The organism is Stappia sediminis, from assembly GCF_009826895.1.
Lineage (GTDB): Bacteria > Pseudomonadota > Alphaproteobacteria > Rhizobiales > Stappiaceae > Hongsoonwoonella > Hongsoonwoonella sediminis.
This window is the reverse complement of the sequence record NZ_WUMV01000007.1, coordinates 427,193-451,274: the sequence shown is the minus strand read 5'-3', so window position 1 is coordinate 451,274 and position 24,082 is coordinate 427,193. Positions and strand designations below refer to the sequence as shown.

At 61.7% G+C, this 24,082-nt stretch carries 21 protein-coding genes; 8 read left to right on the top strand and 13 right to left on the bottom strand.

Annotation, left to right across the window (positions count from 1 at the left end; translation table 11 throughout):
* The first annotated feature begins 11 nt into the window (after positions 1–11).
* From GR183_RS16360 to GR183_RS16350, 3 genes are all read left to right on the top strand, one after another.
* Complete coding sequence (locus tag GR183_RS16360; protein WP_160776708.1) at positions 12–788, top strand: hypothetical protein; 777 nt, start codon at positions 12–14, stop codon at positions 786–788.
* 49 nt (positions 789–837) lie between these two features.
* Entirely contained in the window at positions 838–1,842 is a 1,005-nt protein-coding gene (locus GR183_RS16355; protein ID WP_244313767.1) for a zinc metalloprotease HtpX, read from the top strand.
* Between the two features lie 81 nt (positions 1,843–1,923).
* Positions 1,924–3,750 (top strand): aminodeoxychorismate synthase component I, encoded by a 1,827-nt coding sequence (locus tag GR183_RS16350; RefSeq protein WP_160776707.1) that lies wholly within the window; start codon positions 1,924–1,926, stop codon positions 3,748–3,750.
* Positions 3,751–3,770: 20 nt separating this feature from the next.
* On the opposite strand, the gene GR183_RS16345 is transcribed toward GR183_RS16350, so the two are convergent.
* From GR183_RS16345 to GR183_RS16325, 5 genes are all read right to left on the bottom strand, one after another.
* The gene (locus GR183_RS16345; protein WP_160776706.1) at positions 3,771–4,409 is read right to left on the bottom strand and encodes a nucleotidyltransferase family protein; all 639 of its coding nucleotides are present in this window, start codon (positions 4,407–4,409) and stop codon (positions 3,771–3,773) included.
* Positions 4,410–4,497: 88 nt separating this feature from the next.
* Positions 4,498–6,915 carry a phenylalanine--tRNA ligase subunit beta gene (pheT, locus tag GR183_RS16340; RefSeq protein ID WP_160776705.1) on the bottom strand — a complete coding sequence of 806 codons (2,418 nt, stop codon included), beginning with the start codon at positions 6,913–6,915 and terminating at the stop codon, positions 4,498–4,500.
* A gap of 79 nt (positions 6,916–6,994) precedes the next feature.
* The gene (locus GR183_RS16335; RefSeq protein ID WP_160776704.1) at positions 6,995–7,648 is read right to left on the bottom strand and encodes a phenylalanyl-tRNA synthetase subunit alpha; all 654 of its coding nucleotides are present in this window, start codon (positions 7,646–7,648) and stop codon (positions 6,995–6,997) included.
* 26 nt (positions 7,649–7,674) lie between these two features.
* The gene (gene pheS, locus GR183_RS16330) at positions 7,675–8,757 is read right to left on the bottom strand and encodes a phenylalanine--tRNA ligase subunit alpha (RefSeq protein WP_160776703.1); all 1,083 of its coding nucleotides are present in this window, start codon (positions 8,755–8,757) and stop codon (positions 7,675–7,677) included.
* A gap of 323 nt (positions 8,758–9,080) precedes the next feature.
* Positions 9,081–10,139, bottom strand: a complete 1,059-nt coding sequence (locus tag GR183_RS16325) for a Rieske 2Fe-2S domain-containing protein (protein ID WP_160776702.1) — start codon at positions 10,137–10,139, stop codon at positions 9,081–9,083.
* A gap of 312 nt (positions 10,140–10,451) precedes the next feature.
* Here GR183_RS16325 and GR183_RS16320 point away from each other — a divergent pair, with 312 nt between their 5' ends.
* The gene (locus GR183_RS16320; protein WP_160776701.1) at positions 10,452–10,919 is read left to right on the top strand and encodes a hypothetical protein; all 468 of its coding nucleotides are present in this window, start codon (positions 10,452–10,454) and stop codon (positions 10,917–10,919) included.
* A gap of 18 nt (positions 10,920–10,937) precedes the next feature.
* On the opposite strand, the gene GR183_RS16315 is transcribed toward GR183_RS16320, so the two are convergent.
* From GR183_RS16315 to GR183_RS16295, 5 genes are all read right to left on the bottom strand, one after another.
* Positions 10,938–12,674 (bottom strand): adenylate/guanylate cyclase domain-containing protein, encoded by a 1,737-nt coding sequence (locus GR183_RS16315; RefSeq protein WP_160776700.1) that lies wholly within the window; start codon positions 12,672–12,674, stop codon positions 10,938–10,940.
* Between the two features lie 149 nt (positions 12,675–12,823).
* A complete protein-coding gene (gene rplT, locus GR183_RS16310) occupies positions 12,824–13,183 on the bottom strand; it encodes a 50S ribosomal protein L20 (RefSeq protein WP_160776699.1) in 360 nt (119 codons plus the stop codon).
* Between the two features lie 34 nt (positions 13,184–13,217).
* Positions 13,218–13,415, bottom strand: a complete 198-nt coding sequence (gene rpmI / locus GR183_RS16305; RefSeq protein WP_160776698.1) for a 50S ribosomal protein L35 — start codon at positions 13,413–13,415, stop codon at positions 13,218–13,220.
* Between the two features lie 264 nt (positions 13,416–13,679).
* Entirely contained in the window at positions 13,680–14,222 is a 543-nt protein-coding gene (gene infC, locus GR183_RS16300) for a translation initiation factor IF-3 (protein ID WP_312846845.1), read from the bottom strand.
* A gap of 229 nt (positions 14,223–14,451) precedes the next feature.
* Entirely contained in the window at positions 14,452–15,621 is a 1,170-nt protein-coding gene (locus GR183_RS16295; protein WP_202396137.1) for a glycosyltransferase family 4 protein, read from the bottom strand.
* Between the two features lie 93 nt (positions 15,622–15,714).
* Between GR183_RS16295 and GR183_RS16290 the strand changes: the two genes are divergently transcribed.
* From GR183_RS16290 to mepA, 3 genes are all read left to right on the top strand, one after another.
* Complete coding sequence (locus tag GR183_RS16290; RefSeq protein WP_160776697.1) at positions 15,715–16,515, top strand: alpha/beta hydrolase; 801 nt, start codon at positions 15,715–15,717, stop codon at positions 16,513–16,515.
* Between the two features lie 119 nt (positions 16,516–16,634).
* Positions 16,635–17,645, top strand: coding sequence for a patatin-like phospholipase family protein (locus GR183_RS16285; RefSeq protein WP_208999882.1), 1,011 nt, complete (start codon positions 16,635–16,637; stop codon positions 17,643–17,645).
* A 117-nt stretch (positions 17,646–17,762) separates the two neighbouring features.
* On the top strand, positions 17,763–18,764 hold the full coding sequence (gene mepA, locus GR183_RS16280; protein WP_208999881.1) for a penicillin-insensitive murein endopeptidase: 1,002 nt from the start codon (positions 17,763–17,765) through the stop codon (positions 18,762–18,764).
* Between the two features lie 3 nt (positions 18,765–18,767).
* Here mepA and GR183_RS16275 read toward each other — a convergent pair whose 3' ends face one another.
* Positions 18,768–19,064 carry an antibiotic biosynthesis monooxygenase family protein gene (locus GR183_RS16275; RefSeq protein WP_160776694.1) on the bottom strand — a complete coding sequence of 99 codons (297 nt, stop codon included), beginning with the start codon at positions 19,062–19,064 and terminating at the stop codon, positions 18,768–18,770.
* A 200-nt stretch (positions 19,065–19,264) separates the two neighbouring features.
* Here GR183_RS16275 and lepA point away from each other — a divergent pair, with 200 nt between their 5' ends.
* Complete coding sequence (gene lepA / locus GR183_RS16270; RefSeq protein WP_160776693.1) at positions 19,265–21,070, top strand: translation elongation factor 4; 1,806 nt, start codon at positions 19,265–19,267, stop codon at positions 21,068–21,070.
* A 551-nt stretch (positions 21,071–21,621) separates the two neighbouring features.
* Here the strand turns inward: lepA and GR183_RS16265 are convergent.
* The gene (locus GR183_RS16265) at positions 21,622–22,284 is read right to left on the bottom strand and encodes a peroxiredoxin (RefSeq protein ID WP_160776692.1); all 663 of its coding nucleotides are present in this window, start codon (positions 22,282–22,284) and stop codon (positions 21,622–21,624) included.
* A 263-nt stretch (positions 22,285–22,547) separates the two neighbouring features.
* Complete coding sequence (gene glpK, locus GR183_RS16260) at positions 22,548–24,041, bottom strand: glycerol kinase GlpK (protein ID WP_160776691.1); 1,494 nt, start codon at positions 24,039–24,041, stop codon at positions 22,548–22,550.
* Positions 24,042–24,082: the final 41 nt, after the last annotated feature.

Genomic DNA, 24,082 nt, shown 5'->3' with positions numbered 1-24,082 from the left:
GGGAGAACTTGATGACGCCGGGTTCGCCACGAGTGATCGAAGAAACTTCGGATGCGCGAGAACCGGGCCGGTGCATCGGCGCCGGCCTGCGGCAAATACTGGTTATGCGGCTGTTCACCGCCAGGCAGTGCATGGCCGATGAAAGTCTGCCCCTGCCGCTTCGGGCGATGAAGGCGCGCGCCGACGTGCAGCGCGCCTCGGCACTTCTCAAGTTGTGGAAAAAGAAGCTTGGCCCCGCCCATGCGGCCGCGGTGGCGCGCTTCAAGGCGGCGTCCAGGCATCTGGCGCTTCTGGAAGCTCCCGAAAAGGCGTTTCGCCGCAGCACCACTTCGGATTTCTCGCCGGAAATCGAAGACGAACTGGCGGAAATCGCCTCGCTTTTGCGCCGTTGCGAGGTCGATGGCGTGGTGCTGGTCGCATCGCTCGTGGAGCCTGAAGATCTCGAAAAGGCGTTGAAAAAGGCAAGGCAGAAAGCCAAGAAGCGCTTTGCGGATGTCGAAGATCATCCGGACCACGCAAATCTTGAACGCCTTCGCCGCACCGTCCGTGCCGAGAGCGCCCTTGTCGAAGCGGCCGAAACCCATTTCAACGGCATCGACACTCAAGAAAGAAAGAGACTGGAGACGCTGGAACTTCTGCTCGACCGCAGCCTCGGGACAGGCCCGGCGGGGACGAATTCCTCACCATCTTCGCGAAAGGCTGCCGTGCGCGACGTGCTGGAACTTGGGTGCCGGATCTACGGCCTCAAGAAAGCTGCCGCAAAGCGCCCCTCCGCCGGCGGCGGCTGAACGGGCGCCGAAGATTTGTGATGTTTTCAACGGCCTTGCCGATTGGGTGATGCCGGACACGTGCCTATATTCGATAGTCATGAACACGGTGACGCGCCTGAACCCGGAAGTACATGCGGAATACCGCTGGCGGAACCGCCTGCACACCGCGGTGCTTGCGGGGGGCAGCCTGTGCCTGCTCGCGCTTTGCGCGTTCACCATTGCCGGACCGGAAGGGGTTTTGTGGGCGGCGATCGGGGGCGGCATTTCTCTTTATGCCGCCGTGCGCCTGTCGCCCAGAATGGTGCTGGGGCTTTACAACGCCCGTCCGCTGACTGTCGGCGTTTTTCCGGATGGTCACCGCATCCTTGAAGCGCTCAGCGCGCGCGCCGGCCTCGGCAGGCCGCCCAAGCTTTACATCGTCCACAGCCGGATGATGAACGCCTTCTCGATCGGCCGGCGTGACGATTCGGTCGTTTGCGTGACGGACGGTCTCATCCGCGGACTTTCCATGCGCGAGTTCACTGGGGTCGTCGCTCACGAGATGGCTCATATCGTGCATGAGGATATCCGCGTCATGGCGCTCAGCGATGTCGTCAGCCGCATGACGAGCGTCATGTCCTTCTTCGGGCTGTTTCTGGCGTTGTTCAACCTGCCGCAGCTTGCGCAAGGCGGGCATGGGGTTCCGTGGATCGGGATCATGGTGCTGATCCTGGCCCCCACGCTCGGCACGCTCCTGCAGCTTGCCCTGTCGCGCACGCGCGAATTCGATGCGGATCTTACCGCCGTGGAGCTGACCGGCGATCCGGAAGGCCTGTCGCTTGCGCTGGTGAAGCTGGAAAAGGCACAAGGGCGCATGTGGGAGGCGATGATGCCGGGGGCGCGCATTCCAGATCCGTCCATCCTGCGCTCCCACCCGAAGACGGATGAGCGGGTGAAACGGATCATGTCCTTGAAGAAAAAGCCGGAACCCTGGATCGATGTCGATGGATGGCCGCATATCGCCGGCAAATCTCTGGTGCCGGCGACAGGCAAACCCAGGCGCCGGCTCGGCGGCATGGGGGTCTGGTACTGATCCTTTCCATCGGTCGCGGAGTCTGCCGATGTCGCCTTGCTTGTCTTGCCATGTCGCCCGCAAGGCGTTAGCCCGAGCGTCATGAAGGCTGGCGAAACGACTTCGGCAAATCCATGTGTGCTGCTGCTGGATGCAATGCGCGGCGGCGGGGGTGCGCTGCTGTTCGAAAATCCTTGCGCCATCATCGAGACGGCGTCGCTTGACGGGGTAGGCGACTGCCTGCGCCGCGTTGAAGCGGCAAGGGCCGAAGGGGCCTATTGCGCGGGCTATCTTGCCTATGAAGCGGGCTATGCCTTCGAGCCGAAGCTTGCCGGCGCGGATGTCTCCGCCTTTTCCGTGCCGCTTCTCTGGTTCGGCGTCTTCGAGACGGCGAGCATGCTTTCGCCTGCCGAGGCGCTGCGGCGGCTTGGTGCGCGAGGCGGATCGTCAGAACCACCGGAAATCCGCGATCTTGCCTTCGACATGGGGCGGAAAGCATATGACGAGGCCTTCGCAAGGGTTCAGGAGCATCTGGCCAGGGGCGACATCTATCAGGCGAACCTCACGATGCGCGCCCGCTTTCGTCTCGACGGCGATCCGGCGGCGCTGTTTGCCGACCTTCTCCGCCGTCAACCGGTCGGCCACGCGGCCTATGTCGATACAGGCAAGAGCCGTATTCTTTCGCTGTCGCCGGAGCTTTTTCTCGAGCGGAAGGGGAGCACGCTGCGCACGCGTCCGATGAAAGGCACGGCAAGGCGCGGGCGGACGATGCGCGAGGACAGGCGGATTGCGCGTGAACTTGCGGCGGATGCGAAGTCGCGGGCTGAAAACGTCATGATCGTCGACCTGATGCGCAACGACATCTCGCGCGTCACGGAAGCCGGCAGCGTGAAGGTGCCGGAGCTGTTTTCCGTCGAAACCTATCGCACGCTCTTCCAGATGACATCGACGGTGGAAGGGCGCATCCGGACCGGCGTCAACTTTCCCGAAATTGCCGAAAACCTCTTTCCCTGCGGTTCGATCACGGGTGCGCCGAAGCTGAGCGCCATGTCGATCCTGCGCGACCTGGAAACGAGCCCGCGCGGTATCTACACCGGCTCCATCGGCTATCTGTCGCCGGACGGAGATTTCCGCTTCAATGTGGCGATCCGCACGCTGGTGATCGACAAGGGCGGTGCGGGCGAGGTCGGGACCGGTTCCGGCGTCGTCTTCGATTCCGGTGCAGCACCCGAATATGACGAATGCATCCTGAAGCTCAGGTTCATGACGGAAAAGCAGGAACCCTTCGGCCTGATCGAGACCCTTCGCTGGACGCCGCAGGACGGCTATTTTCTGCTTTCGCGCCACCTGGACCGCTTGGGCGAGAGTGCGGCCTATTTCGGTTTTGCCTGCGATCTCGGGACGGTCGAGAAGGTGCTGGAGGAGCGCGCGCGAGCATTTGCCGGCGAGCGCAGAGTGCGCCTCGAAATGGCGGCGGACGGGACCTTCGACCTGACGGATACGGCACTCGCCGCCTCGGCAATGACGCCATGGCGCGTCGCAATTTGCGATACGTCGGTTTCAGCGGAGGACGCCTTCCTCTATCACAAGACGACGCGGCGGGTGTTTTTCGATGAAACCCGCAAGGCGCTTGCCGGGGAATTGGGGATCGACGAAGTCCTTTTCGTCAATGAAGACGGCTTCCTGACCGAGGGCAGCTACACCTCGCTCTTCATCGAGCGGGACGGGCGGCTGCTGACGCCGGCGCTCCGCCATGGGCTTTTGCCCGGCACGTTCCGCGCGGCGTTGCTTGAGACCGGGCGGGCGATAGAGGCGGACCTGACGCCGGCCGATCTTGCGAACGGCGCTGTGTTCCTGGGGAATTCCGTACGCGGGCTCATAAAGGCGGAGGTGCTGCGCCGGCCGTTAGCCGCGGAGGCGGCGGAGTAAAGTCGACTATCTTCCCGCTTTCACAACGTCTCCATCACTTCCACTTCCGGCCAAAGCCGTTTTGCTGCGTCCGCCTTTTCGCGAAACGATGTCGGGTTGGAATGCAGCGGATTGGGCGTAATCCGCATGGCGAAGAGGTCTGCAAGCCCGAAGGGGGCCGCGATGTCGATCCGCCCGTCGGCTTCGAGCCGGACGCCGACTGCCTGTGCCTTGGCGAGATACTTCGTCAGCCCCTCGTCCGTGCAGGAAAGGGGCGAATAGTCGATGCCATGCTTTTGTGGATACCAGAGGTGAATGCGCGCCTGATTGCGGCACTCCACGGGGAAGGGAAAGCGGCTAAAGGCAAGTTCGGCCTTGCGGATTACCCGGTCTTCGGCCTCGAAGGACAAGTCACTCCCGTCGAAATAGACCAGATCGAAATCCTTGATGCCGTGATCTTGGCAGCGGCCCGTCAGCGCGTTCCAGACGGTCTGATAGATCGCGCCGGACACAAGCCGCCAGTCGGGCAGGTCAAGATTGCGCGCATGCTCCAGAAACGACATGAGATTGCCGTTTGAGCGCAGGAAATAATCCAGTGCCTTTCTTCGGGCTTGCTCGTTCGTGACCGCAGGATTGCCCAGTTCGTCACGTGCAAGCGGCAAAGGAAAATCGTTGGTCATCAAACCGGTGTCTCCTGAAGCAATGGAGAATCGAAAAGGGCGGTCAGGATAACACCTCACCGCCCTTGCCAATTCCAGGAGACTGGTTTTAACCGCGCAAGCTACCGCCGGTCGCCTTTTCAACCGAGGCGACGATCTTCGCGGCGACCGCGTCGATTTCCTCGTCCGTCAGAGTTTTCTGCCTGGGCTGCAGGGTCACGTCGATGGCAAGCGATTTCTTGCCGTCCGGCACGCCCTTGCCCTGATAGACATCGAACAGCGAAACGTCGGCAATAAGCTGCTTCTCCGCGCCGCGCGCGGCCTTGATGAGCTTTTCGGCGGCAAGATCCTCATCGACGATGAAGGCGAAGTCGCGCCGGACAGGCATCAACTCGGAAATCGTGAGTGCGCCCTTGGAGCGGGTTCCCTTGGATTTCGGCTCCGGAATCCGGTCGATGAAGACCTCGAAGGCCGCAATCGGCCCATCGATGTCGAGTTTCGCCAGAAGGCCAGGGTGCAGCTCGCCGAAGCGCGCAAGGACGGTCTTCGGCCCGAGCCTCAGTTCGCCGGAGCGGCCGGGGTGGAAGTAGGAGGGGGCATCGGCGAAGACCATCAGCTTGTCGACCGGCGCGCCGGCCGCTGCAAGTGCCGCCTCGGCATCCGCACGCGCATCGAAGACCGAAACCTGCGGCGCATTGCCGGACCAGTGCCGGTCAGCCCCCGTCATCACCGCCGTGTTGCGGCGAACGCCGGTTGCGACCATGGCCTGGTGCTCCGGCTGATCGCCGGCGAATATCTGGCCCACCTCGAAAAGTGCGACATCCGTATAACCGCGGTCGGCATTGCGCTGGGCCGCCGCGGCAAGCCCCGGAATGAGGCTCGGGCGCATGTCCGACATGTCGCTTGAAATCGGATTGGCGAGCTTGAGATCCTCCGCGCCGCCGCCGAATGCGTCTGCCTGTTCCCTGGAGATGAACGACCAGGTAACGGCTTCCTTCATGCCGCGCACGGCCAGCGCACGGCGCGCCTGGTTGCGGCGGACCTGGCCTGTCGTCAGCACCTTTTGCGAAACCGTGCCCTGGCGCGGTAGCGGCGTCGACTTCACCTGGTCGATGCCGGCGATCCTGACGACCTCTTCCACGAGATCGGCCTTGCCTTCCACATCCGGACGCCAGCTCGGCACGGCGACTTTCACCGTTTCGCCGTTGCCCGTCACCCAGAAGCCGAGGCGCGTGAGAATGCCCTTGATTTCGGCGGCCGTGAGCCTGATGCCCGAAAGCCGCTCCACCTCGGCGAGCGGGAAGTCGAGTACACGCTCCTCGTTCGGGATCTTGCCGACGAAAATGTGTTCGCTCGGTGTGCCGCCGCATAGATCGACGATCATCTGCGTGCCCTGATCGAGGCCCGGAAGGCAGTAGTTCGGGTCCACGCCGCGCTCGAAGCGGTAGCGCGCGTCCGACGTCACGCCAAGCTTCCGGCCCGTCTGGGCAATGTTGTAGGCATCCCAAAGGGCCGACTCCACAAGCACATCCGTCGTCGTTTCGTCGCAGCCCGAATGCTCGCCGCCCATGATGCCGCCGATGGATTCCACGCCGTTATCGTCCGAGATGACGCACATGGTATCGTCGAAGGAATAGGTCTTGCCGTTGAGCGCAAGCAGTTCCTCGCCCTCGCGCCCGCGCCGGACCACGAGATCGCCCTTCACCTTCGCGGCGTCGAAGACGTGCAGCGGGCGGCCCCGGTCGAAGGTGATGTAGTTCGTGATGTCCACCAGCGCGTTGATGGGACGCAGGCCAATGGCGATCAGGCGCTTTTGCAGCCACTTAGGCGAAGGCCCGTTCTTCACGCCCTTCACGAGACGAAGCGAAAACGCCGGGCAGAGCGAGGGCGTGTCGCCGAAGTCAAGGCGCACGTCGACCGGGCAGGGACCGTCGCCCCTGATCTGCGGCGGACGGTTTTCCTTCAGCTTTCCAAGGCCGGCGGCGGCAAGATCGCGGGCGATACCATGCACGCCCGCACAGTCCGGCCGGTTGGGCGTCAGGCCGATCTCGATGACGGGATCGTCGAGGCCCGCCCAGTCCACGTAATTCACGCCGACCGGAGCATCTTCAGGCAGGTCGATGATGCCGGTGTGCTCGTCGGAAAGCTCAAGCTCGCGTTCCGAACACATCATGCCGAAGCTTTCGACATCGCGGATCTTGCCGACCGAAAGCGTCACATCGATGCCGGGCACATAGTCGCCGGGGCGGGCGAGAACGCCGACGAGGCCGGCGCGTGCATTCGGCGCTCCGCAGACGATTTGCAGTTCCTCGCCTTTGCCGGTGTCGACGGTCAGCACCTTCAGCCGGTCTGCATTGGGGTGCTGGCGGGCATCGACCACCCTGGCGATGGTGAAGGGCTTCAGCGCCTCGGCCGGATTGTGGACCTCCTCCACCTCGAGCCCGATCAGCGTCAGCTTCTCGACGATCTCGTCGAGGTTCGCGTCCGTTTCGAGATGGTCCTTGAGCCAGGAAAGCGTGAATTTCATCGTCTCGTTCTCTTCGTCAGATCGGTTCGTCTGGCGTTTCTCGACCGCGACTTACGCAGCGGGAGAAGCGTTCGGTGTGTCATTCGTTGGTAAATCGCCGGAAACGAGGAAACGCCGCGGTACCGCTGTAGCTTTGCGCGAAGCGTTCGCCGATGGCGTTCAGCCGTCCTGTCCACTTGTTGACCTCGGCCATGGTGACCGTCTCTCCATTGGCGATCCGCTGGGAGGTTTCCACCTCGATCTGGTCGCGCAACAGGCCAAGCTCCACCTGTGCCGCATGCTCGGCGCGATAGGTGCCAAGCCAACCCGCCGCCCATGCTCCCACCATCACCAGCAAGGCAGCGGACGCGGTGCCGATCGCCCATCGCGATATGCCCTCGATCCTGCGCTCCGACAGGACGAGCACGATCGTCGCGATGGAGAGAAAGGCAGTGATGTAGATCGCCGTCAAAAAGCTCGCGTAGCTCTCCGTCGCCTTCGCCTCGTGCTGGGCGCGCAAAACGGTGATCCGGTCCCGAAGGTAAAGCACAGGGTCCGCCGAAGTGCCGAGCGCATGCGTGAAGTAATCGTCGCAAAAGCGCAGCCGCCCGCGCTCCTCGGATTTATCCGCGCAGACTTCGGTGAAGGATTGCGGCGCGGCCTCCTTCTTCGGCGTGATCGCCTGCGCGAATGCCGTTGGCGCCAGAAGCACGGCGATCAGGCAGGCGAGAATGAGCGAACGCATGCGAGCCATGGAAACCCCGGAAAGGTTGGCGGCGATCAGCGGGTGAGCCCCCCGAAGAGGGTCGGCAGATCCAGCGGACGGAAGCCGTAATGGTCGATCCAGCGCACATCCGCGTCGAAGAAGGCGCGCAGGTCCGGCATGCCGTATTTCAGCATGGCGATACGGTCGATGCCGAGGCCCCAGGCAAAGCCCTGGTAGACGTCCGGATCGAGCCCGCAATTGCGGATCACATTCGGATGCACCATGCCGCAGCCGAGTATTTCCAGCCAGTCGTTGCCCTCGCCGATGCGGATCTCGTCGCCCGAACGGTCGCAACCGATGTCGACCTCCATCGACGGTTCCGTGAAGGGGAAGAACGACGGGCGGAAGCGCATCTTCACGTCGTCCACCTCGAAGAAGGCCTTGCAGAACTCCTCGAGGATCCACTTCAGATGGCCGATGTGGCTTTCCTTGTCGATCACGAGGCCTTCCACCTGATGGAACATCGGCGTGTGCGTCTGGTCGCTGTCGCAGCGATAGGTTCGGCCGGGAATGATCACGCGGATCGGCGGTTCGCCGTCGATCATCGTGCGGATCTGCACGGGCGAGGTGTGCGTGCGCAGCAGCATGCGTTCACCGTCTTCCTTCGGATCGAAGAAGAAGGTGTCGTGCATGTCGCGCGCCGGATGGCCTTCGGGAAAGTTGAGCGCGGTGAAGTTGAAATAGTCAGTCTCGATGTCCGGACCTTCGGCGATGGAAAAGCCCATGTCGGCGAAGATCGCCGTCAGCTCGTCGATCACCTGGCTGACGGGGTGGATGCGGCCTTCCTCGGCAGGCGCGGCGCGCAGAGGCAGCGTGACATCCACGCGCTCGGCAAGCAGGCGGGCTTCGAGCGCCTTTGCGCCAAGCTCTTCCTTGCGTTCTGCGATCTTGTCGCCGACGCGCGTCTTCAGCCCGTTGATCGCCGGGCCCATGACCTGGCGTTCTTCCGGCGTCATCTTGCCGAGCGTCTTCAGTTTTTCCGAAACGCTGCCCTTCTTGCCGAGCGCAGAAACGCGCACGTCTTCCAGTTGGGCTTCCGTCTCGGCCGCGGCGATCGCCGCCATGATTTCGGATTCGAGGCTTTCCAGTTCGGACATGACCACTCGTTCGGATAGCGGCCCGGATGATGCGCGCGGGCCAAAGGAGAAATCGACGGGTCTTTTAGCAGAATTGGCCGCAAGTGCCAGCCTTTGCCGGCATCGGGGTCTCGCCCGTCGCGGATGCTGGGAAAGGGATTGCAATCAGCAGCTAAATCGGCCGCATGCCGGCCCGCAGTGCGTGAGCGTGCGAGGTGCGCAAGCGCAGCCATGCCCGCGGAGACAGGCTTTCATCGTATCGCTCGCGTGGACCGTCGTCATGTCGCGCCTGGCCGGTTCGTTGAAGGCAGCGGAATCTTGCAGATCAACGGCGGAATGGCAAGTCAGCTCATCCAGCGAAGCGTGCGTTCCTTGACCGGATTGCGGAACTCGCGCGCCTCCGAGCCCGAGCGGTTCCACTCCTCCTTGAGCTGCATCCACCAGCGGCCTTGCGTGTCGGCATCGTTGATCAGCATGAGCTTGGGGTTGTATTCAAGCCCCTCGCGCTGCTGGATGACGACGCGGCGGTCCTGATCGAGGAAGACCTTCATCAGGTGCCTCAAAAGCGGCTTGAACGGGCCGACCCAGCCCATGGAGGCCCAGAACATCTGGCGCACTTCCGTCTTGTCCTCATCAATCGGCGTGATCGTCGTCAACCCCACGACGGAGTGCTTGTCGCCCTGGATATGCTCGATGCGCAAGCCCGGAAGCCGGTAGCGGATTTCCGTCGTTACCTCATCGCCCAGCAGCTTGTAGGCGATATTCTGCGGCGGCAGCTTGTGGCGCACCATCGCCCAGCCGAGGTCGGACGGCGCAAAGTGCTTTTCCTTCGGGCGAAGCTTCGTCGCGTTCTTCTTGAACCACCAGGAGGTGTGCACGAAGGCGGCGTGCGTCGGGTCCATCAGGCCAAGGGCGGCGTGATCGACCGAGCAGACGAAGGGCAGCATGATGGCAAGCTTCGGCTCATCCTCATCCGCAAAATCGGGTAGTCGCGGCGGCTCCGGCTGGCGGCCGTCCTCAGGCGCTTCGCCGGATTCGGAGAAATAGACCCAGATCAGCCCCTGACGCTCGATCACCGGATAGGCGCCGCAGGAAATCTTCGAATAGTCGATCGTCTGGTATTCGTGGGTGGAGGGAATATCGACACAGGTGCCTGAAGTGTCGAACCGCCAGCCGTGATAGCAGCATTGCACCGTCTCGCCGTCGAACTGCCCATAGCGCAGCGGAATGCCGCGATGCGGGCAGATATCCTTGATGGCAAAGGCCTTGCCCTTGCTGTCGCGGCCCAGAAGCACCGGCTCGTTCATCAGCGTCTTGGCCAGCGTCTTGCCGGGCTTCACCTCGGCGCTCGGGCAGGCGACGTACCAGAGACCGCGCAGGAGTTCGGCTTTCAGGTTGTTCATCGCACGGGTATCTCCGGGAGGGCGGAACGGTTCCTTCTTCGGCCCCGGATGTAAAGCCTCATCGGGAAATGCTCAAGATAGGTAGACTGCCGAAGGTGGATGCTCTTCGCGTGAAAACCACCGCCGTTATATGTCGAGGTGCGTGTTCGAGGCATTCGAAAAGGTTCGCTGACAGGAGATGGAGCCCATATACAAAATTTTATCAAAAGGACGATAGAAGGATTCGGCGGAATATTTATATTCGTCAGCTTATGAAAAATAAAATTCATTTTAGATTGAGTGATCTAAAGTGCTTCTCCGAAGAGTGAAATAATGTTTTTGGTTGCCGGTCTATTATTTTTTAGCAATATTATTGTGGCTTTTATATTGTTTTTCTGGTTCGTGAATTCTGTCGGACCCAAGGTTGCAGGTACGGGTATCGGCATTGGAATCCTGATGATTACTGTTCCGTTCCTGATGAAGCGTCTTGGAGTCCCTGGGGCGGGATATGTTTTCGTGCTTTTGCCAGCTCTTAACGTGGGTATGGCGCTGCTCGCGATCCGCCGGAATCAGGGCCGCTTGATGCGGCAGATCATTCCGGCAATATCCATCCTGATCTATCTGATCGTCGGCACTGTTTTCGTTCTGCCGGAAATCAAGAACACGGATCTTGGTTATATTGGCGTGGCACTTGGCGGGGTTCTGTTTATTGGCGGCAATTCCCTCCTGGCATTCATCCTCTACTGCCATTGCCATGAACCCCTGAAGGTGTGGGGAGGGCGGGAAGGGCAAAGCCAATGATTGTGCCGGAAAGAGAGCCTACTCCGGCAGGCCGGCTTCGCGCAGACCTCCGCAATAATGCTCCAGATCCTCAGGCCTCCTGTAGGCGAAGGCGCGTGCGACCCTGGCGATGGAAAACGCCGGATCGAGCTTCAGGATAATCTGCTTCTCGCGCTCCGCTTCCGCCTCGAGTCCTAGACGCGCATATGCAGCCGCGAGGTGGCGATGCGGCGCGACGAAATCGGGATAAGCCTGCACCGCTTTCTTCGCTGACAGGATTGCCAGTTCGTAATCGTGGTTCATGTAGTGAGCGAGGCTGACGAGCCAGAAATACCAGGTCGGATGGAACGGGTTGTACCGTGTTGCGCGTTCGATTTTTCTCAGTCCGTCGGTCGGTTTGCCGTCATAAATCAGGTAAAGGCCCTCATAGGTCATCGTATCGGGGTCGTTCGGATTCAGGAGAGCTGCGCGCTGGATGTGGGCGTCCGCCTTTTCATGCTCGCCCCGGAACAGGTAGTAGACGCCGAGCCGGCGCTGGGCTTCGCTGTCCTGATCGTCGAGGGCCGCCGCCCGCCTGCAAAGCTCGATCGCCTTGTCCAGGCTGTCGGCAAAGTTATCCGACCAGCCGCTTGTCCATTCGAATGAATAGGTTGCGGAAAGGCCTGCGAAGGCATGGGCGCAAGTCGGGTCCAGCTCTATGGCTTTCTCGTAGAGTGCCCGGGATTTCAGCATGTTTTCGCGGCTGTCGTGGATAATGGCACGTGCCTTGAGCACATAATCGTAGGCGGCGAGGCTCTGTGCCGGCTTGTGATCCGTATCCCTGGCGCTTGCGGTTCTCAACCGGCCCACGAGCGTTTGAACGATGGCCTCGGTAATCTCGTCCTGCAGGGCGAAAAGGTCACCTAACTCGCGGTCATAGCGTTCGGCCCAGATATGACCGCCCGATCGGGTGTCCACGAGTTGCACGGTCACGCGCAGGCGCTGTCCCGCCCGCCGCAAACTTCCAATCAGCAGATATTGCACGCCGAGGGCGGTAGCGATCTGGTGAAAGGTGTCCTCTGTTTTCTTGTAACGGAACGATGAACTCTGACCGATGACGACGAGTTCCCTGAATTTGGACAGGTTCGTGATTATGTCCTCGGTGACGCCATCGGCGAAATAGTCCTGCTCGGGATCGCTCGACAGGTTGTCCAGCGGCAGCACTGCGATGGAAGGCCGGTCGAACTTTTGCCTTTGCGACGGCGCTGCCGGCTGCTCGCCATGTTTTGGATGAAGCGCATAGATCTGGAGGGGGTCGACGATGTTCTTGACCGTGTGTTCGCCGAGATCGTCGAATGTGGCGTCGATCTTTCCCCTGATCTGGCGATAGACATCGCCCGAAAGGCAGATTCCGCCCGGCTCAGCAAGTTTCTCCATGCGTGCGGCGATATTCACGCCGTCGCCATATATATCGCCGTCCTCGAACACGATATCGCCGAGATTTATGCCGATCCGGAAAGCGAGATCATTTGGATCGCCCCGCTCGACTCCAAAGCTTTCCACAGCCTCGTGCCATTCGATGGCGCATTGAACGGCCTCGACGGCGCTCGGGAATTCGAGCAGGAAGCCGTCGCCCATCAATTTGACGATCCGCCCGCCGTGCCGGGCGATCAGAGGCTCCAGAAAGTCTTGCCTAAGCTTCTTGAGGCGGCGAAGCGTACCTTCCTCGTCCTTTGCCATCAGGCGACTGTATCCGACAAGGTCGGCACTCAGGATCGCTGCGAGGCGACGCTCCATCCGGCCAATCCTTCCCTTGAGGACCGTGCGTAACAGGTGACAGGATAAACTGGAATTCGCCTTCGCCCAATCGAGCTTGTGGCAATAACGAAAAAGGCGCGCCCGGTGGCCGGACGCGCCTTTTGGAATTTTCGGTGATGGGCTGACGCTTAAGCGCTCAGCGCGCCGCTCGCCTTGTCGACCAGCGCCTTGAAGGCTTCCGGCTGATTGATGGCGATGTCGGAAAGAACCTTGCGATCCACCTCGACGCCGGCCTTGTTCAGGCCGTCGATGAAGCGGCCGTAGGTCAGGCCGTGCTCGCGGACCGCGGCGTTGATGCGCTGGATCCAGAGCGAGCGGAAATTACGCTTGCGGGCCTTGCGGTCGCGATAGGCGTATTGACCCGCCTTCTCGACGGCCTGCTTGGCAACGCGGATTGTGTTCTTGCGCCGGCCATAGTAGCCCTTGGCGGCCTTCAGAACCTTCTTGTGGCGGGCGTGAGCGGTCACACCCCTTTTGACACGCGACATATCGAATTCTCCTTGAGGTCTTCAGCTGCCGTAATCAGGCGTAGGGCATGAACTTCCTGACGATGCGAGCGTCCTGTTCGCTCAGAACCGTCGTGCCGCGCGCGTCGCGAATGAACTTCGTCGTGCGCTTGATCATGCCGTGGCGCTTGCCCGCCTGGGCAACCTTGACCTTGCCGGTCGCGGTCATCTTGAAGCGCTTCTTGGCTCCGGATTTCGTCTTCAGCTTGGGCATTTTGCATCCTTTCTTGTCGGCCGGGATATCGGCCGTTTGTCTTGGAGCGTCTCGTGAGTCGCCTCGGCATGCCCGTTTTCGCGAACGCGGTTTGCCAAAGCAAAGCACGCCCGCACAGCCGGACGACTCGGGACCGGGGGCTTATACTGAGCGAGCGAGGCGAATGCAAGCGCCAAAGGCGGACGATCGGACGGCACGAAGCCCGAAATCGAAAAGGGCGCCCCTACCGGAGCGCCCTTGGTTCTTTTGGAAGAGGCTTGTGGCTCAGCGACCGAGCGGCGCGAGCACCATGATCATCTGCCGGCCTTCCAGCTTCGGATAGGATTCGACCTTTGCGATTTCCGCCGTTTCCTCGCGCACCTTGTTCAGAAGTGCCATGCCAAGATCCTGGTGAGCCATCTCGCGGCCGCGGAACCGCAAGGTCACCTTCACCTTGTCGCCGTCGTCGAAGAAACGCTTCATGTTCCGCATCTTCACCTCATAATCATGGGTGTCGATGTTCGGACGCATCTTGATTTCCTTGATCTCGACGGTCTTCTGCTTCTTGCGCGCTTCCGCAGCCTTCTTCTGGGCCTGATACTTGTATCGGCCGTAATCCAGAATCTTGCAGACAGGCGGAACGGAATTGGGTGCGATTTCGACGAGGTCCAGGCCGGCCTCAGAGGCCATGCCGAGGGCTTCTTCCGTTGGCACGATGCCTCGGTTTTCGCCTTCATGGTCGATCAACTGGACTTCGCGAACGCGGATCTCTTCGTTGGTGCGCGGGCCTTCCTTGGTCGGAGGCGGAGCACGAAATGGACGGCGAATGGTCGCTATCTCCTCTAACGTTGAATTTTCATAGTCCGGTTGCCGGCATCCCGCCCGTTCCACTTTCCGTGGCAACGCACGGTTGGACGCGGTTCGAGCCAGGTAACCGGACCAAAATGCGGGGCTAACACAAATAGCGCCCCGCATGGTCCGGACGCCGACCTCCTGAAAATCCAGTGATTGCGCCGTAAAGTCAACCTGATTCGCCAGGAAGCGCGCTTTAAAATGTTCAAAGCGCCTTTTCCAGAAGCCGGTCGTAAAGCGCCAATGTTGTCCGGCACATCGCCTGCATTGAAAAATTCGCCGCCGCATGATCCGCCGCACGCCGGACAAGCGCCTCCCGTTCCCCGGCGCCGAGGGAAAGCACCTTCCGAAGCGCATTGGCGAGCGCAGCGGCATCGCCCGGCGGCACTCGGTATCCGGTCCGCTCTTCTTCCGCGACTTGCGGAGGTGCAAGAACGGTCTCGGGCGCCGCGCCAAGATCCGTCGCGATCACCGGCACGCCGGATGCCTGCGCTTCCACCGCTGCCCGCCCGAAGGCTTCCGGCTCTATGGACGCGATCACCGCGATATCGGCAGCCGCGTGGGCGGCGGGAATATCGGCGCAATGCCCGACGAGCTTCACTCGCTTTTCCAGTCCGGCGCTGAGGATCCGCTCCTCGAGTTCGCGGCGATAATCCTCGCGCCCCTGGTCGCTGCCGGCGAGAACGGCCACCCAATCCGCCTTCCCGTCGCGGGCGAGATCCGCAAGTGCGTCGATCAGAACGCGCTGCCCTTTCCACCAGGTCAGCCGGGCGACGTTCAGGATTACCCGGGAATTCTCATCCACCCCCCAGGCGGCGAGAAGCTTCTTCCCTCGCGCTTCGTTTTCCGCGCTGCCGGCGAACGCCTCAAGGTCGGAACCGCGGTGGACAACCTCGATCCGCCCGGCAGCGAAGGCGTGCCGTTTCGCGATGATATCCGCGGTATAGTGCGAATTGGCGATGACGACGTCGCCACGCGCCATGACCGAGTTGTAAAGGCCCTTGAGGCGGGATTTCTGGCCGTAGAGCCCGTGGTACGTGGTCACGAACGGTATGCCCGTCATCCTCGCCGCCATCAGTGCGGACCAGGCCGGTGCGCGCGAACGGGCGTGGATAAGTTCAATATTTTCGCGCCTGATCATCGACGCCAGACGAAAGGCATTGTTGACCAGCGCGAGCGGGTTCTTCGTCTTCGCCGGAAAAGCGATATGTTCGCCGCCCGCCGCTTCGAGCTCCTCGACAAGGCCTCCTCCTTGCGAGAGAACGATCGCCCGGTCGCCGCGCGCGGCCAAGGCGACGGCGATATCGACAGCCGTGCGTTCCGCGCCGCCTGTCTCGAGCTCCGGGATAATCTGCGCGATGGTGCGTTTCGCCAAGGCAACGTCCTTTTGAAGGTGACTGCGTGTTTGGCCTTCTCATCGCCCGTTTGCTATGCCACATCAAGGCAATAACGAGACGGGAGCGAAACGATGGACGCGCAGGAACCGCAATACATCACCGTTGGCGAGGGGAAGGGTGAGCGCGAGATCGCGGTTCTGCGCGACGACGGCAAGGGAAATATGCCCGGCATCTTCTGGCTGTCCGGCTTCAAGTCCGACATGGCTGGCACGAAGGCCGAGCGCCTCGACGAATGGGCGAAATCGCAGGGAAGGCCCTCCACCCGCTTCGATTATTCCGGCCACGGGATATCGAAAGGCGCGTTCACGGACGGCACGATCTCGCGCTGGACGGAAGAAGCGCTCGCCGTATTCGAGCGCTACTGCAAGGAGCCGACGATCGTCATCGGCTCGTCCATGGGCGGCTGGATCGCGCTGCTTCTCGCGATCGCGCACTTGAAGGCCGTCGGCAGGGAGAATAGCCGTATCGCCGGCATGGTGCTGATCGCGCCCGCGCCCGACTTCACCGAAGAGCTTATGTGGAAGCACGAGTTCAGCGAGGACGTGAAGCGCAAGATCATGGAGGAGGGGCGGTTCGAACGCCCGTCCGACTATTCCGACGATCCCTATATCATCACGCGCGACCTGATCGAGGACGGGCGTAACAACCTGATCCTGAACACGGATATCGAGACGGGATGTCCGGTCACCATCCTGCAGGGCCAGCGGGACGAAGACGTGCCGTGGCGCCATGCCCTTCGCCTCGCTGAAGCGCTGGCGCGCGACGATGTGGTTCTTACCCTCGTCAAGGACGGCGACCACAGGCTTTCCCGCGAAGAGGACATTCTTCGCCTCATCCGGGCAGTGGAAAACCTGACCGCTACGGAAGGTTGATTGCGTTTCCTGCGCGAAATTGGCAATGCTTGATTGAGTGGCGTCGCGTCCGTTCGCATTGAACTCATTGACGAAACGACAAAAACGGTAGCCTCATGTCCGCAAGAAAGCGTTTTATTTTGACGATTGACGGGGGCGGGATCAGGGGGCTCATCCCCTTGCGTATCCTGGAAAGCCTCGAAAGCCGGCTTGCCGCGCGCGGCAAATCGGCACCTCTTCACCGCTATTTCGACCTGGTCGCGGCGACCTCCACCGGAGGCATCATCGCGGCCGGATTGACGGCGCCCAAGCCGGATGATCTTTCCGGCGCGCCGGCGGCGACGATCGCCGAGTTGCGACGGTTCTATGAGGTCGAGGCGCGCGAAGTCTTCAAGCCGCGGGGGATCCTTGAAAAGCTGCTCGCCAACCCCTGGGGGCTTTTCGACGAGAAATACGACGAACGGCCGCTGGAGCGCGTGTTGAAGGAGCGGCTCGGCTGGACGTCGCTTGCTTCCGCGCTAACCCACATTGTGCTGACCGCATACGACATTTCCGCCCGCGAAGCCGTGTTCATGACGAACGGGCGCACGCGCCGGGGCGAGACGGATGACGATTATTATTTCTGGCAAGCGGTGCGCGCGACGACCGCCGCGCCAACCTATTTCGAGCCGGCAAGGGTGGAAAACCTCACCACGAACGAAGAACAGGTGATGGTCGACGGCGGCGTTTTCATGAACAATCCCGTAATCGCCGCCTATATAGAGGCGCGCAAGCTCGGCTGGGCGGCGGAAGATATCGTCATCCTGTCGCTGGGGACGGGCCGCAAGATCGAGCGCAGCTATTCCTTCCGCGAGGCGTCGGGCTGGGGCGCGCTCGGCTGGCTGTCGCCGAAGAACGACCTGCCGCTGCTTTCCATCCTCACCCACGGCCAGGCGACGACCGCCGATTATCAGGCCAACTGGCTTTTCTCCGAGATGGAGGCGGCGGAATATATGCGCCTCGACGGCGTGGTGCCGAAGGAAGCGGGGGGCATGGACAATGCCCGGCCCGGCAACATCATCGAATTGAACGGCGTCGCTGACCGCGTCATTCGCGACAACACGCTGTTGCTCGACGAGATCGCAGACCGCCTGCAGGAGCGCGAGGACTGAGGGCTGGCGCATTGCGTCCTTGACGCTTCGTAAATGAGAAGCGCGGTACGATTTTCAGGGATATCCGCGAGCAAGATCAGGAGGCGGGCCATGCTAAGGATTGTCGGAAGAGGATCGATGCTTCTGGCTCTTTGCCTTGCCCCTCTTTTCGCCGCTGCCGCTCCCTTGCCGGAAGCCAAGCCGCGCGTTGACGTCTCACCCGACGCCGCAGCCGTCACGCCCGCGGCCGTTCCAAGGCCGGCTCCCGAACCGCCGAAGGGCTGGAGCGCGAAAAAGGCATCCGTTCCGCTGAAGGTCAGCCGGAACGCCGTCGCCAGGGACCTTTTCGGCAAGATGGATGCGCCCGCGCCAATGCGGCCTTTGCCCATCGGGTCCTATGCCAAGGGGTGTCTTGCCGGCGGCAAGGCGCTTGCTCCCGACGGGCCGGGCTGGCAAGTGATCCGCCTTTCGCGCAATCGCAATTGGGGACATCCCGAACTTATCGACTACCTGGAGGATCTGGCCGCCGATGCGCCGAAGCTCGGCTGGAACGGCCTGATGGTGGGCGACATGGCGCAGCCGCGCGGCGGGCCCATGACGTCTGGCCACTCAAGCCACCAGATCGGGCTCGATGCCGATATCTGGCTGAAGGAGATGCCGCGCCGGCGCCTCACGGTCGAGGAGCGGGAAAACGTCAGCGCGGTCTCCATGCTGAAGATGAATTCGGAGCTTAAGGGAGCGGATCGCGGCGTCGACTACGGCAAGTGGACGGACGATCACGCCCGCCTGATCCGCCGTGCCGCGCAGGATAAGCGCGTTGCCCGCATCTTCGTTCACCCCGGCATCAAGCAGGCGCTTTGCAAGTTCGAGAAGGGTAACCGTGCGTGGCTGCGCAAGATCAGGCCGTGGTGGGGGCACCACTACCACTTCCACGTCCGCCTTTCCTGCCCGCCGGGAAGTGCAGGCTGCAAGAACCAGAATGCCCCTCCGCCGGGCGACGGCTGCGGTTCTGCCCTTGCCTGGTGGCTTTCCGACGAGCCGTGGGTGCCGAAAAAGGACGCCCCGCCACCGAAGAAGAAACCGCCGATGCGAATGGCCTCGCTGCCGAACGCCTGCACGCAGGTGCTCTTGGCGAATTAGGGCTCAGCCCGCCGCCAATTCGTAATGATGCAGGGACCGGTCGCGCACCAAGGCGGCCTCATCTGGGTGGATGTGGGGTTCGCGCCAGTCCTCGCCGGCGAAGGCCTTCAACGAATCGACATCTTCCCAGACCATGACCATGCAGAATTCGTTGGGCGATTCCGCGCGCGGGACTCCTGCAGTCACGGAGACGATGCCGGGCTGGCTTTTGACGAGCGGAATGGCGGTATTGCGGAAAAAGTCCTCGAATTCGGCGCGTTTTCCCTCATGCACGGTGACGCGGAATATCCTCACTATCATCGCTCGATCCTCCGCTTCGCAAGATTGCCGGTCATCAGAATAAGCCGGATTGCCGCGCCTGCCCAAACCGTGCGCCGTTAACATCCGTGGGACCTGGGTGAAGCAATTGCGCGATCTGCCGGAATCCCGGTCTCATCTTTCCGCGGCAAGACGCGCGATACCTCTTTGCGTCCCGCGCCGCCGATGGTAAACGGGCGCCCATGACCACCGAGACGATTTCCAACATCCGCAATTTCTCCATCGTGGCGCACATCGACCACGGCAAGTCGACGCTCGCCGACCGGCTGATCCAGAACACCGGTACGCTGACCGAGCGCGAAATGAAGGAGCAGGTGCTCGATTCCATGGATATCGAGCGCGAACGCGGCATCACCATCAAGGCGCAGACCGTGCGCCTGATCTACAACGCGCGCGACGGCAAGCAATACAAGCTGAACCTGATCGACACGCCGGGCCACGTCGACTTCGCCTATGAAGTCTCGCGTTCGCTCGCGGCATGCGAAGGCTCGCTTCTCGTCGTCGACGCCTCGCAAGGGGTGGAGGCGCAGACGCTCGCCAACGTCTACCAGGCGATCGAAAACGACCACGAGATCGTGCCCGTCCTCAACAAGATCGACCTGCCGGCAGCCGAGCCTGAGCGCATCAAGGAGCAGATCGAGGACGTGATCGGGCTCGACGCTTCCGACGCGGTGATGATTTCGGCCAAGACCGGGCTCGGCATCGAGGATGTGCTGGAAGCCATCGTCCATCGCCTGCCCGCGCCCAAGGGCGATACGCAGGCGCCGCTGAAGGCGCTTCTGGTCGACAGCTGGTACGACCCCTATCTCGGCGTCATGGTGCTCATCCGCGTGATCGACGGGCACCTGAAGAAGGGCCAGAAGATCAAGATGCTCGGCACGGGTGCCGCCTACGAGATCGACCGGGTCGGCGTCATGACGCCGAAGTTCCTGGCGGTCGACGACCTCGGCCCCGGCGAGATCGGCGTCTTCACCGCGTCGATCAAGGAAGTGGCCGATACCCGCGTTGGCGATACGATCACCGACGACAAGAAGCCTTGCACGCAAGCCCTTCCAGGCTTCAAGCCCGCGCAACCGGTCGTCTTCTGCGGTCTCTTCCCCGTCGATGCCGCCGACTTCGAGGATCTTCGCTCGGCCATGGGCAAGCTCAGGCTGAACGATGCCTCCTTCTCCTTCGAAATGGAGACATCCGCAGCACTCGGCTTTGGCTTTCGCTGCGGCTTCCTGGGTCTGCTGCATCTGGAAATCATCCAGGAGCGGCTTGAACGCGAATTCGACCTGGACCTCATCGCTACGGCACCTTCGGTCGTCTACCGGATGAACATGACGGACGGGACGACGAAGGAGCTGCACAATCCCGCCGACATGCCGGATGTGGTGAAGATCGCCTCCATCGAGGAGCCGTGGATCCGCGCAACGATCCTGACGCCGGACGAATATCTCGGTGCGATCCTGACGCTCTGTCAGGAGCGGCGCGGCATTCAGGCCGACCTGAACTACGTCGGCTCGCGCGCCATGGTCACCTATGACCTTCCGCTCAACGAGGTTGTCTTCGATTTCTACGACCGGCTGAAATCGATCTCCAAGGGCTATGCCTCCTTCGATTATCATCTGTCCGACTATCGCGAGGGCGATCTCGTTAAGATGTCGATCCTCGTCAACGGCGAGCCGGTGGACGCGCTTTCCGTTCTCGTTCACCGCACGCAGGCGGATCGGCGCGGGCGGGCGATGTGCGAGAAGCTGAAGGACCTTATCCCGCGGCACATGTTCAAGATCCCGATCCAGGCGGCGATCGGCGCGAAGGTGATTGCGCGTGAGACGATCGCGGCGCTGAGGAAGGACGTGACGGCCAAGTGCTACGGCGGCGACGCGACGCGCAAGCGCAAGCTTCTGGAAAAGCAGAAGGAAGGCAAGAAGCGCATGCGCCAGTTCGGCAAGGTGGAGATCCCGCAGGAAGCCTTCATCAAGGCCCTGAAGATGGATGAGTGAGCACCGGTCGCGCGAAGCGCGATCGCTCGATCCAGTGAATCGAGCGAAGGTGCGAACGCCCGCGAGCGTAAGGCGCTTTAGCGCCGTCGAGCGGGCAGAGGCGGCTCCTCCTAGCTTTGGCTTACCGCAAGCCGGACGCATCGATCCAGCGAATCGATGCGAGGGGCGAACGCCCGCGAGCGTAAGGCGCTTTAGCGCCGTCGAGCGGGCAGAGGAGGTTCCTCACGGATTTGTTGGCTTGCCGCGAAGCGCGATCGCTCGATCCAGTGAAACGAGCGAAGGTGCGAACGCCCCTAGGGCAGCCTGCGTTCCGAAGAACGCAGATAAGCTGCTCGGCACTTTAAAAGCGATCAACTTTTCTGCATTCAGGCGATTTCTCCTGAATGCAGGTTGATCTGGCGTAAGGCGCTTGCGCGGTCGAGCGGGCATAGGTATCGCCCCCGGCGAAGAACTGACCGTCAGGGGGACGGATCGATCCAGCGAATTGATCCCTGCAAGTCGTGAAAAAAGGGCGGCACGAAGCCGCCCTCGAAGATTTGCGTATACGTCGCCTACTTCGGCTGCGGTACGATCCTGAGGTAGGGCTTCAGCGTTTTCCATCCGTCGGGGAACATCTTTTCCGCTTCATCATTCGAGACCGCCGGTACAATGATCACGTCGTTACCCTGCTGCCAGTTGACCGGGGTCGCGACCTTATGTTTCGCGGTCAACTGCATGGAATCGATTACACGCAGCACCTCGTCGAAGTTGCGGCCCGTCGACATCGGATAGATCAGCATCAGCTTGATCGTCTTGTCAGGCGCGATCACAAAGACGGTGCGCACCGTCTGATTGTCGGCGGCCGTGCGGCCTTCGGAGGTGTCGCCGGCACCAGCCGGCAGCATGCCGTAGAGCTTGGCGACTTTCAGCTCCGGATCGCCGATCATCGGATAGTTCGGCGCAGTGCCTTGCGTCTCCTCGATGTCCTTCGCCCATCCGGCATGGCTGTCTACCGGATCGACGGAAAGGCCGATGATCTTGGTGTTACGCTTGTCGAACTCGTTCTTGATGCTTGCCATATAGCCGAGTTCGGTCGTGCAGACGGGCGTATAGTCTTTCGGATGCGAGAACAATACGCCCCAGGAATCTCCGAGCCAATCGTGGAAGCGGATATTGCCTTCCGTCGTCCTGGCCTCGAAGTCGGGTGCGATATCTCCAATTCTAAGAGATGTCATGGCAGGTCTCCCTCGTCTTTTGTGGTTGACGTACCCGCGCCGGAGGTTTCGCTTGCTTTCTGCGCGGCAAAATCGGGGAAATCGGAAAAACTGCGCACACGCGGCACCCGCCTCTTTGAGCAGGCACCCTGCTAAATATAATAGCGCAAGTATCGGACCGCGAATAACGTTACGAAAAGACGTTTCATTTTCTTTTCGTCGCGGATGTCGGAAAATATGTCTGCGGGCGATCTGCGACCCGCAAACTATTCCCTCAAGCCCGCTCAGGCACTTTTAGTGCGCCGCACGGCGTCGTGCCAGCCTTCGATCAGCCTGCCTCGCGCCGTCGCGTCAAGCTTGGGTTCGAAACGCCGGTCGAGGCGCCATTCCCTCGCGAATTCGTCCATATCCGGCCAGACACCGGCCTTTCTGGCGGCAAGCCAGGCGGCGCCGAGCGCCGTCGTCTCAAGCACCTGGGGCCTGTCGACGGGCGAGCCCAGGATGTCGGCCAGGAATTGCATGGTCCAGTTCGACGCGGTCATCCCGCCGTCCACACGAAGCACGGTTTCGCTTGCCTTGTCGCCTTGCCAGTCCGCGCGCATGGCATCCACCAGGTCGTGCGTCTGATAGCCCACGCTTTCAAGTGCCGCCCTTGCGAAATCCGCCGGGCCGCTTGCGCGCGTCAGCCCGAAGATCGCGCCGCGCGCATCCGGGTCCCAATGCGGCGCGCCGAGGCCGACGAAGGCCGGTACGAGGTAGAGCCTGCCTTCTTCGGAGGATGTTTCGGCAAGCGCCTGGGATTGGGACGCCTGCGATATGATGCCGAGGCCGTCGCGCAGCCACTGAACCGCGCTGCCGGCAACGAAAATGGAGCCTTCAAGGGCATATGTCGTCTTTCCGTCCAGCCGATAGGCGATCGTCGAAAGCAGTCGGTTCCTGGAGGCGACGGGGGCATCGCCCGTATTGATAAGCGCAAAGCAGCCCGTGCCGTAGGTCGATTTCACCATGCCGGGCTTGAAGCACGCCTGGCCCACGGTCGCTGCCTGCTGGTCGCCTGCGACGCCGAGGATCGGAAGCGGACGGCCGAAAATATCCGCCTCAGTGATGCCGAAATCGTCCGAGCTGTCGCGCACTTCGGGCAGCATGGACTTGGGCACGCCCAGGAGGTTGCAGAGATCCTCGTCCCAGCGGTTTTCCGCGATGTTGTAGAGAAGCGTGCGGGCGGCATTCGTCGCATCGGTTACGTGAACCTTGCCGCCGGTAAGCCGCCAGATGATCCAGCTGTCTACCGTGCCGAAGACGAGGTCGCCGGCTTGCGCCTTTGCCTGCGCGCCCTCCACGTTATTCAGGATCCAGGAAAGCTTGGTGCCGGAGAAATAAGGATCGAGCAGGAGGCCGGTTTTCGCCGTCACCATCGCCTCGTGGCCTTCCGCCTTCAGGCGGGCGCAAGTGTCGGCGGTGCGCCGGTCCTGCCAAACGATGGCGTTATAGACGGGCTTGCCCGTCTTGCGGTCCCAGACGAGCGTCGTCTCGCGCTGGTTGGTGATGCCGATCGCGGCGACGTCGGAAAGGGGGAGGCCGGATTTTTCCAGCGCTTCGCGGCAGACGGACAAAGTTGACGTCCAGAGGTCTTCCGGATCGTGCTCCACCCAGCCCGATCGCGGGAAATGTTGCGGAAACTCGGCCTGCGCGATCGCGCCGGGACGAAACGTCCCGTCAAAAAGGATCGCGCGGCTGGAAGTCGTGCCCTGGTCGATTGCGAGAATGTTTCCGCTCATGTCGATCGTTCGGCGGGCGGGCGGGGCGGTCGTACGCCACC

Bases quoted from the DNA above. Each gene is read 5' to 3' on its own strand.
- GR183_RS16360 (WP_160776708.1), top strand. From the start codon at position 12: ATGACGCCGGGTTCGCCACGAGTGATCGAAGAAACTTCGGATGCGCGA.
- GR183_RS16355 (WP_244313767.1), top strand. From the start codon at position 838: ATGCCGGACACGTGCCTATATTCGATAGTCATGAACACGGTGACGCGC.
- GR183_RS16350 (WP_160776707.1), top strand. From the start codon at position 1,924: ATGAAGGCTGGCGAAACGACTTCGGCAAATCCATGTGTGCTGCTGCTG.
- GR183_RS16345 (WP_160776706.1), bottom strand. From the start codon at position 4,409: ATGACCAACGATTTTCCTTTGCCGCTTGCACGTGACGAACTGGGCAAT.
- pheT (WP_160776705.1), bottom strand. From the start codon at position 6,915: ATGAAATTCACGCTTTCCTGGCTCAAGGACCATCTCGAAACGGACGCG.
- GR183_RS16335 (WP_160776704.1), bottom strand. From the start codon at position 7,648: ATGGCTCGCATGCGTTCGCTCATTCTCGCCTGCCTGATCGCCGTGCTT.
- pheS (WP_160776703.1), bottom strand. From the start codon at position 8,757: ATGTCCGAACTGGAAAGCCTCGAATCCGAAATCATGGCGGCGATCGCC.
- GR183_RS16325 (WP_160776702.1), bottom strand. From the start codon at position 10,139: ATGAACAACCTGAAAGCCGAACTCCTGCGCGGTCTCTGGTACGTCGCC.
- GR183_RS16320 (WP_160776701.1), top strand. From the start codon at position 10,452: ATGTTTTTGGTTGCCGGTCTATTATTTTTTAGCAATATTATTGTGGCT.
- GR183_RS16315 (WP_160776700.1), bottom strand. From the start codon at position 12,674: ATGGAGCGTCGCCTCGCAGCGATCCTGAGTGCCGACCTTGTCGGATAC.
- rplT (WP_160776699.1), bottom strand. From the start codon at position 13,183: ATGTCGCGTGTCAAAAGGGGTGTGACCGCTCACGCCCGCCACAAGAAG.
- rpmI (WP_160776698.1), bottom strand. From the start codon at position 13,415: ATGCCCAAGCTGAAGACGAAATCCGGAGCCAAGAAGCGCTTCAAGATG.
- GR183_RS16290 (WP_160776697.1), top strand. From the start codon at position 15,715: ATGGACGCGCAGGAACCGCAATACATCACCGTTGGCGAGGGGAAGGGT.
- mepA (WP_208999881.1), top strand. From the start codon at position 17,763: ATGCTTCTGGCTCTTTGCCTTGCCCCTCTTTTCGCCGCTGCCGCTCCC.
- GR183_RS16275 (WP_160776694.1), bottom strand. From the start codon at position 19,064: ATGATAGTGAGGATATTCCGCGTCACCGTGCATGAGGGAAAACGCGCC.
- lepA (WP_160776693.1), top strand. From the start codon at position 19,265: ATGACCACCGAGACGATTTCCAACATCCGCAATTTCTCCATCGTGGCG.
- GR183_RS16265 (WP_160776692.1), bottom strand. From the start codon at position 22,284: ATGACATCTCTTAGAATTGGAGATATCGCACCCGACTTCGAGGCCAGG.
- glpK (WP_160776691.1), bottom strand. From the start codon at position 24,041: ATGAGCGGAAACATTCTCGCAATCGACCAGGGCACGACTTCCAGCCGC.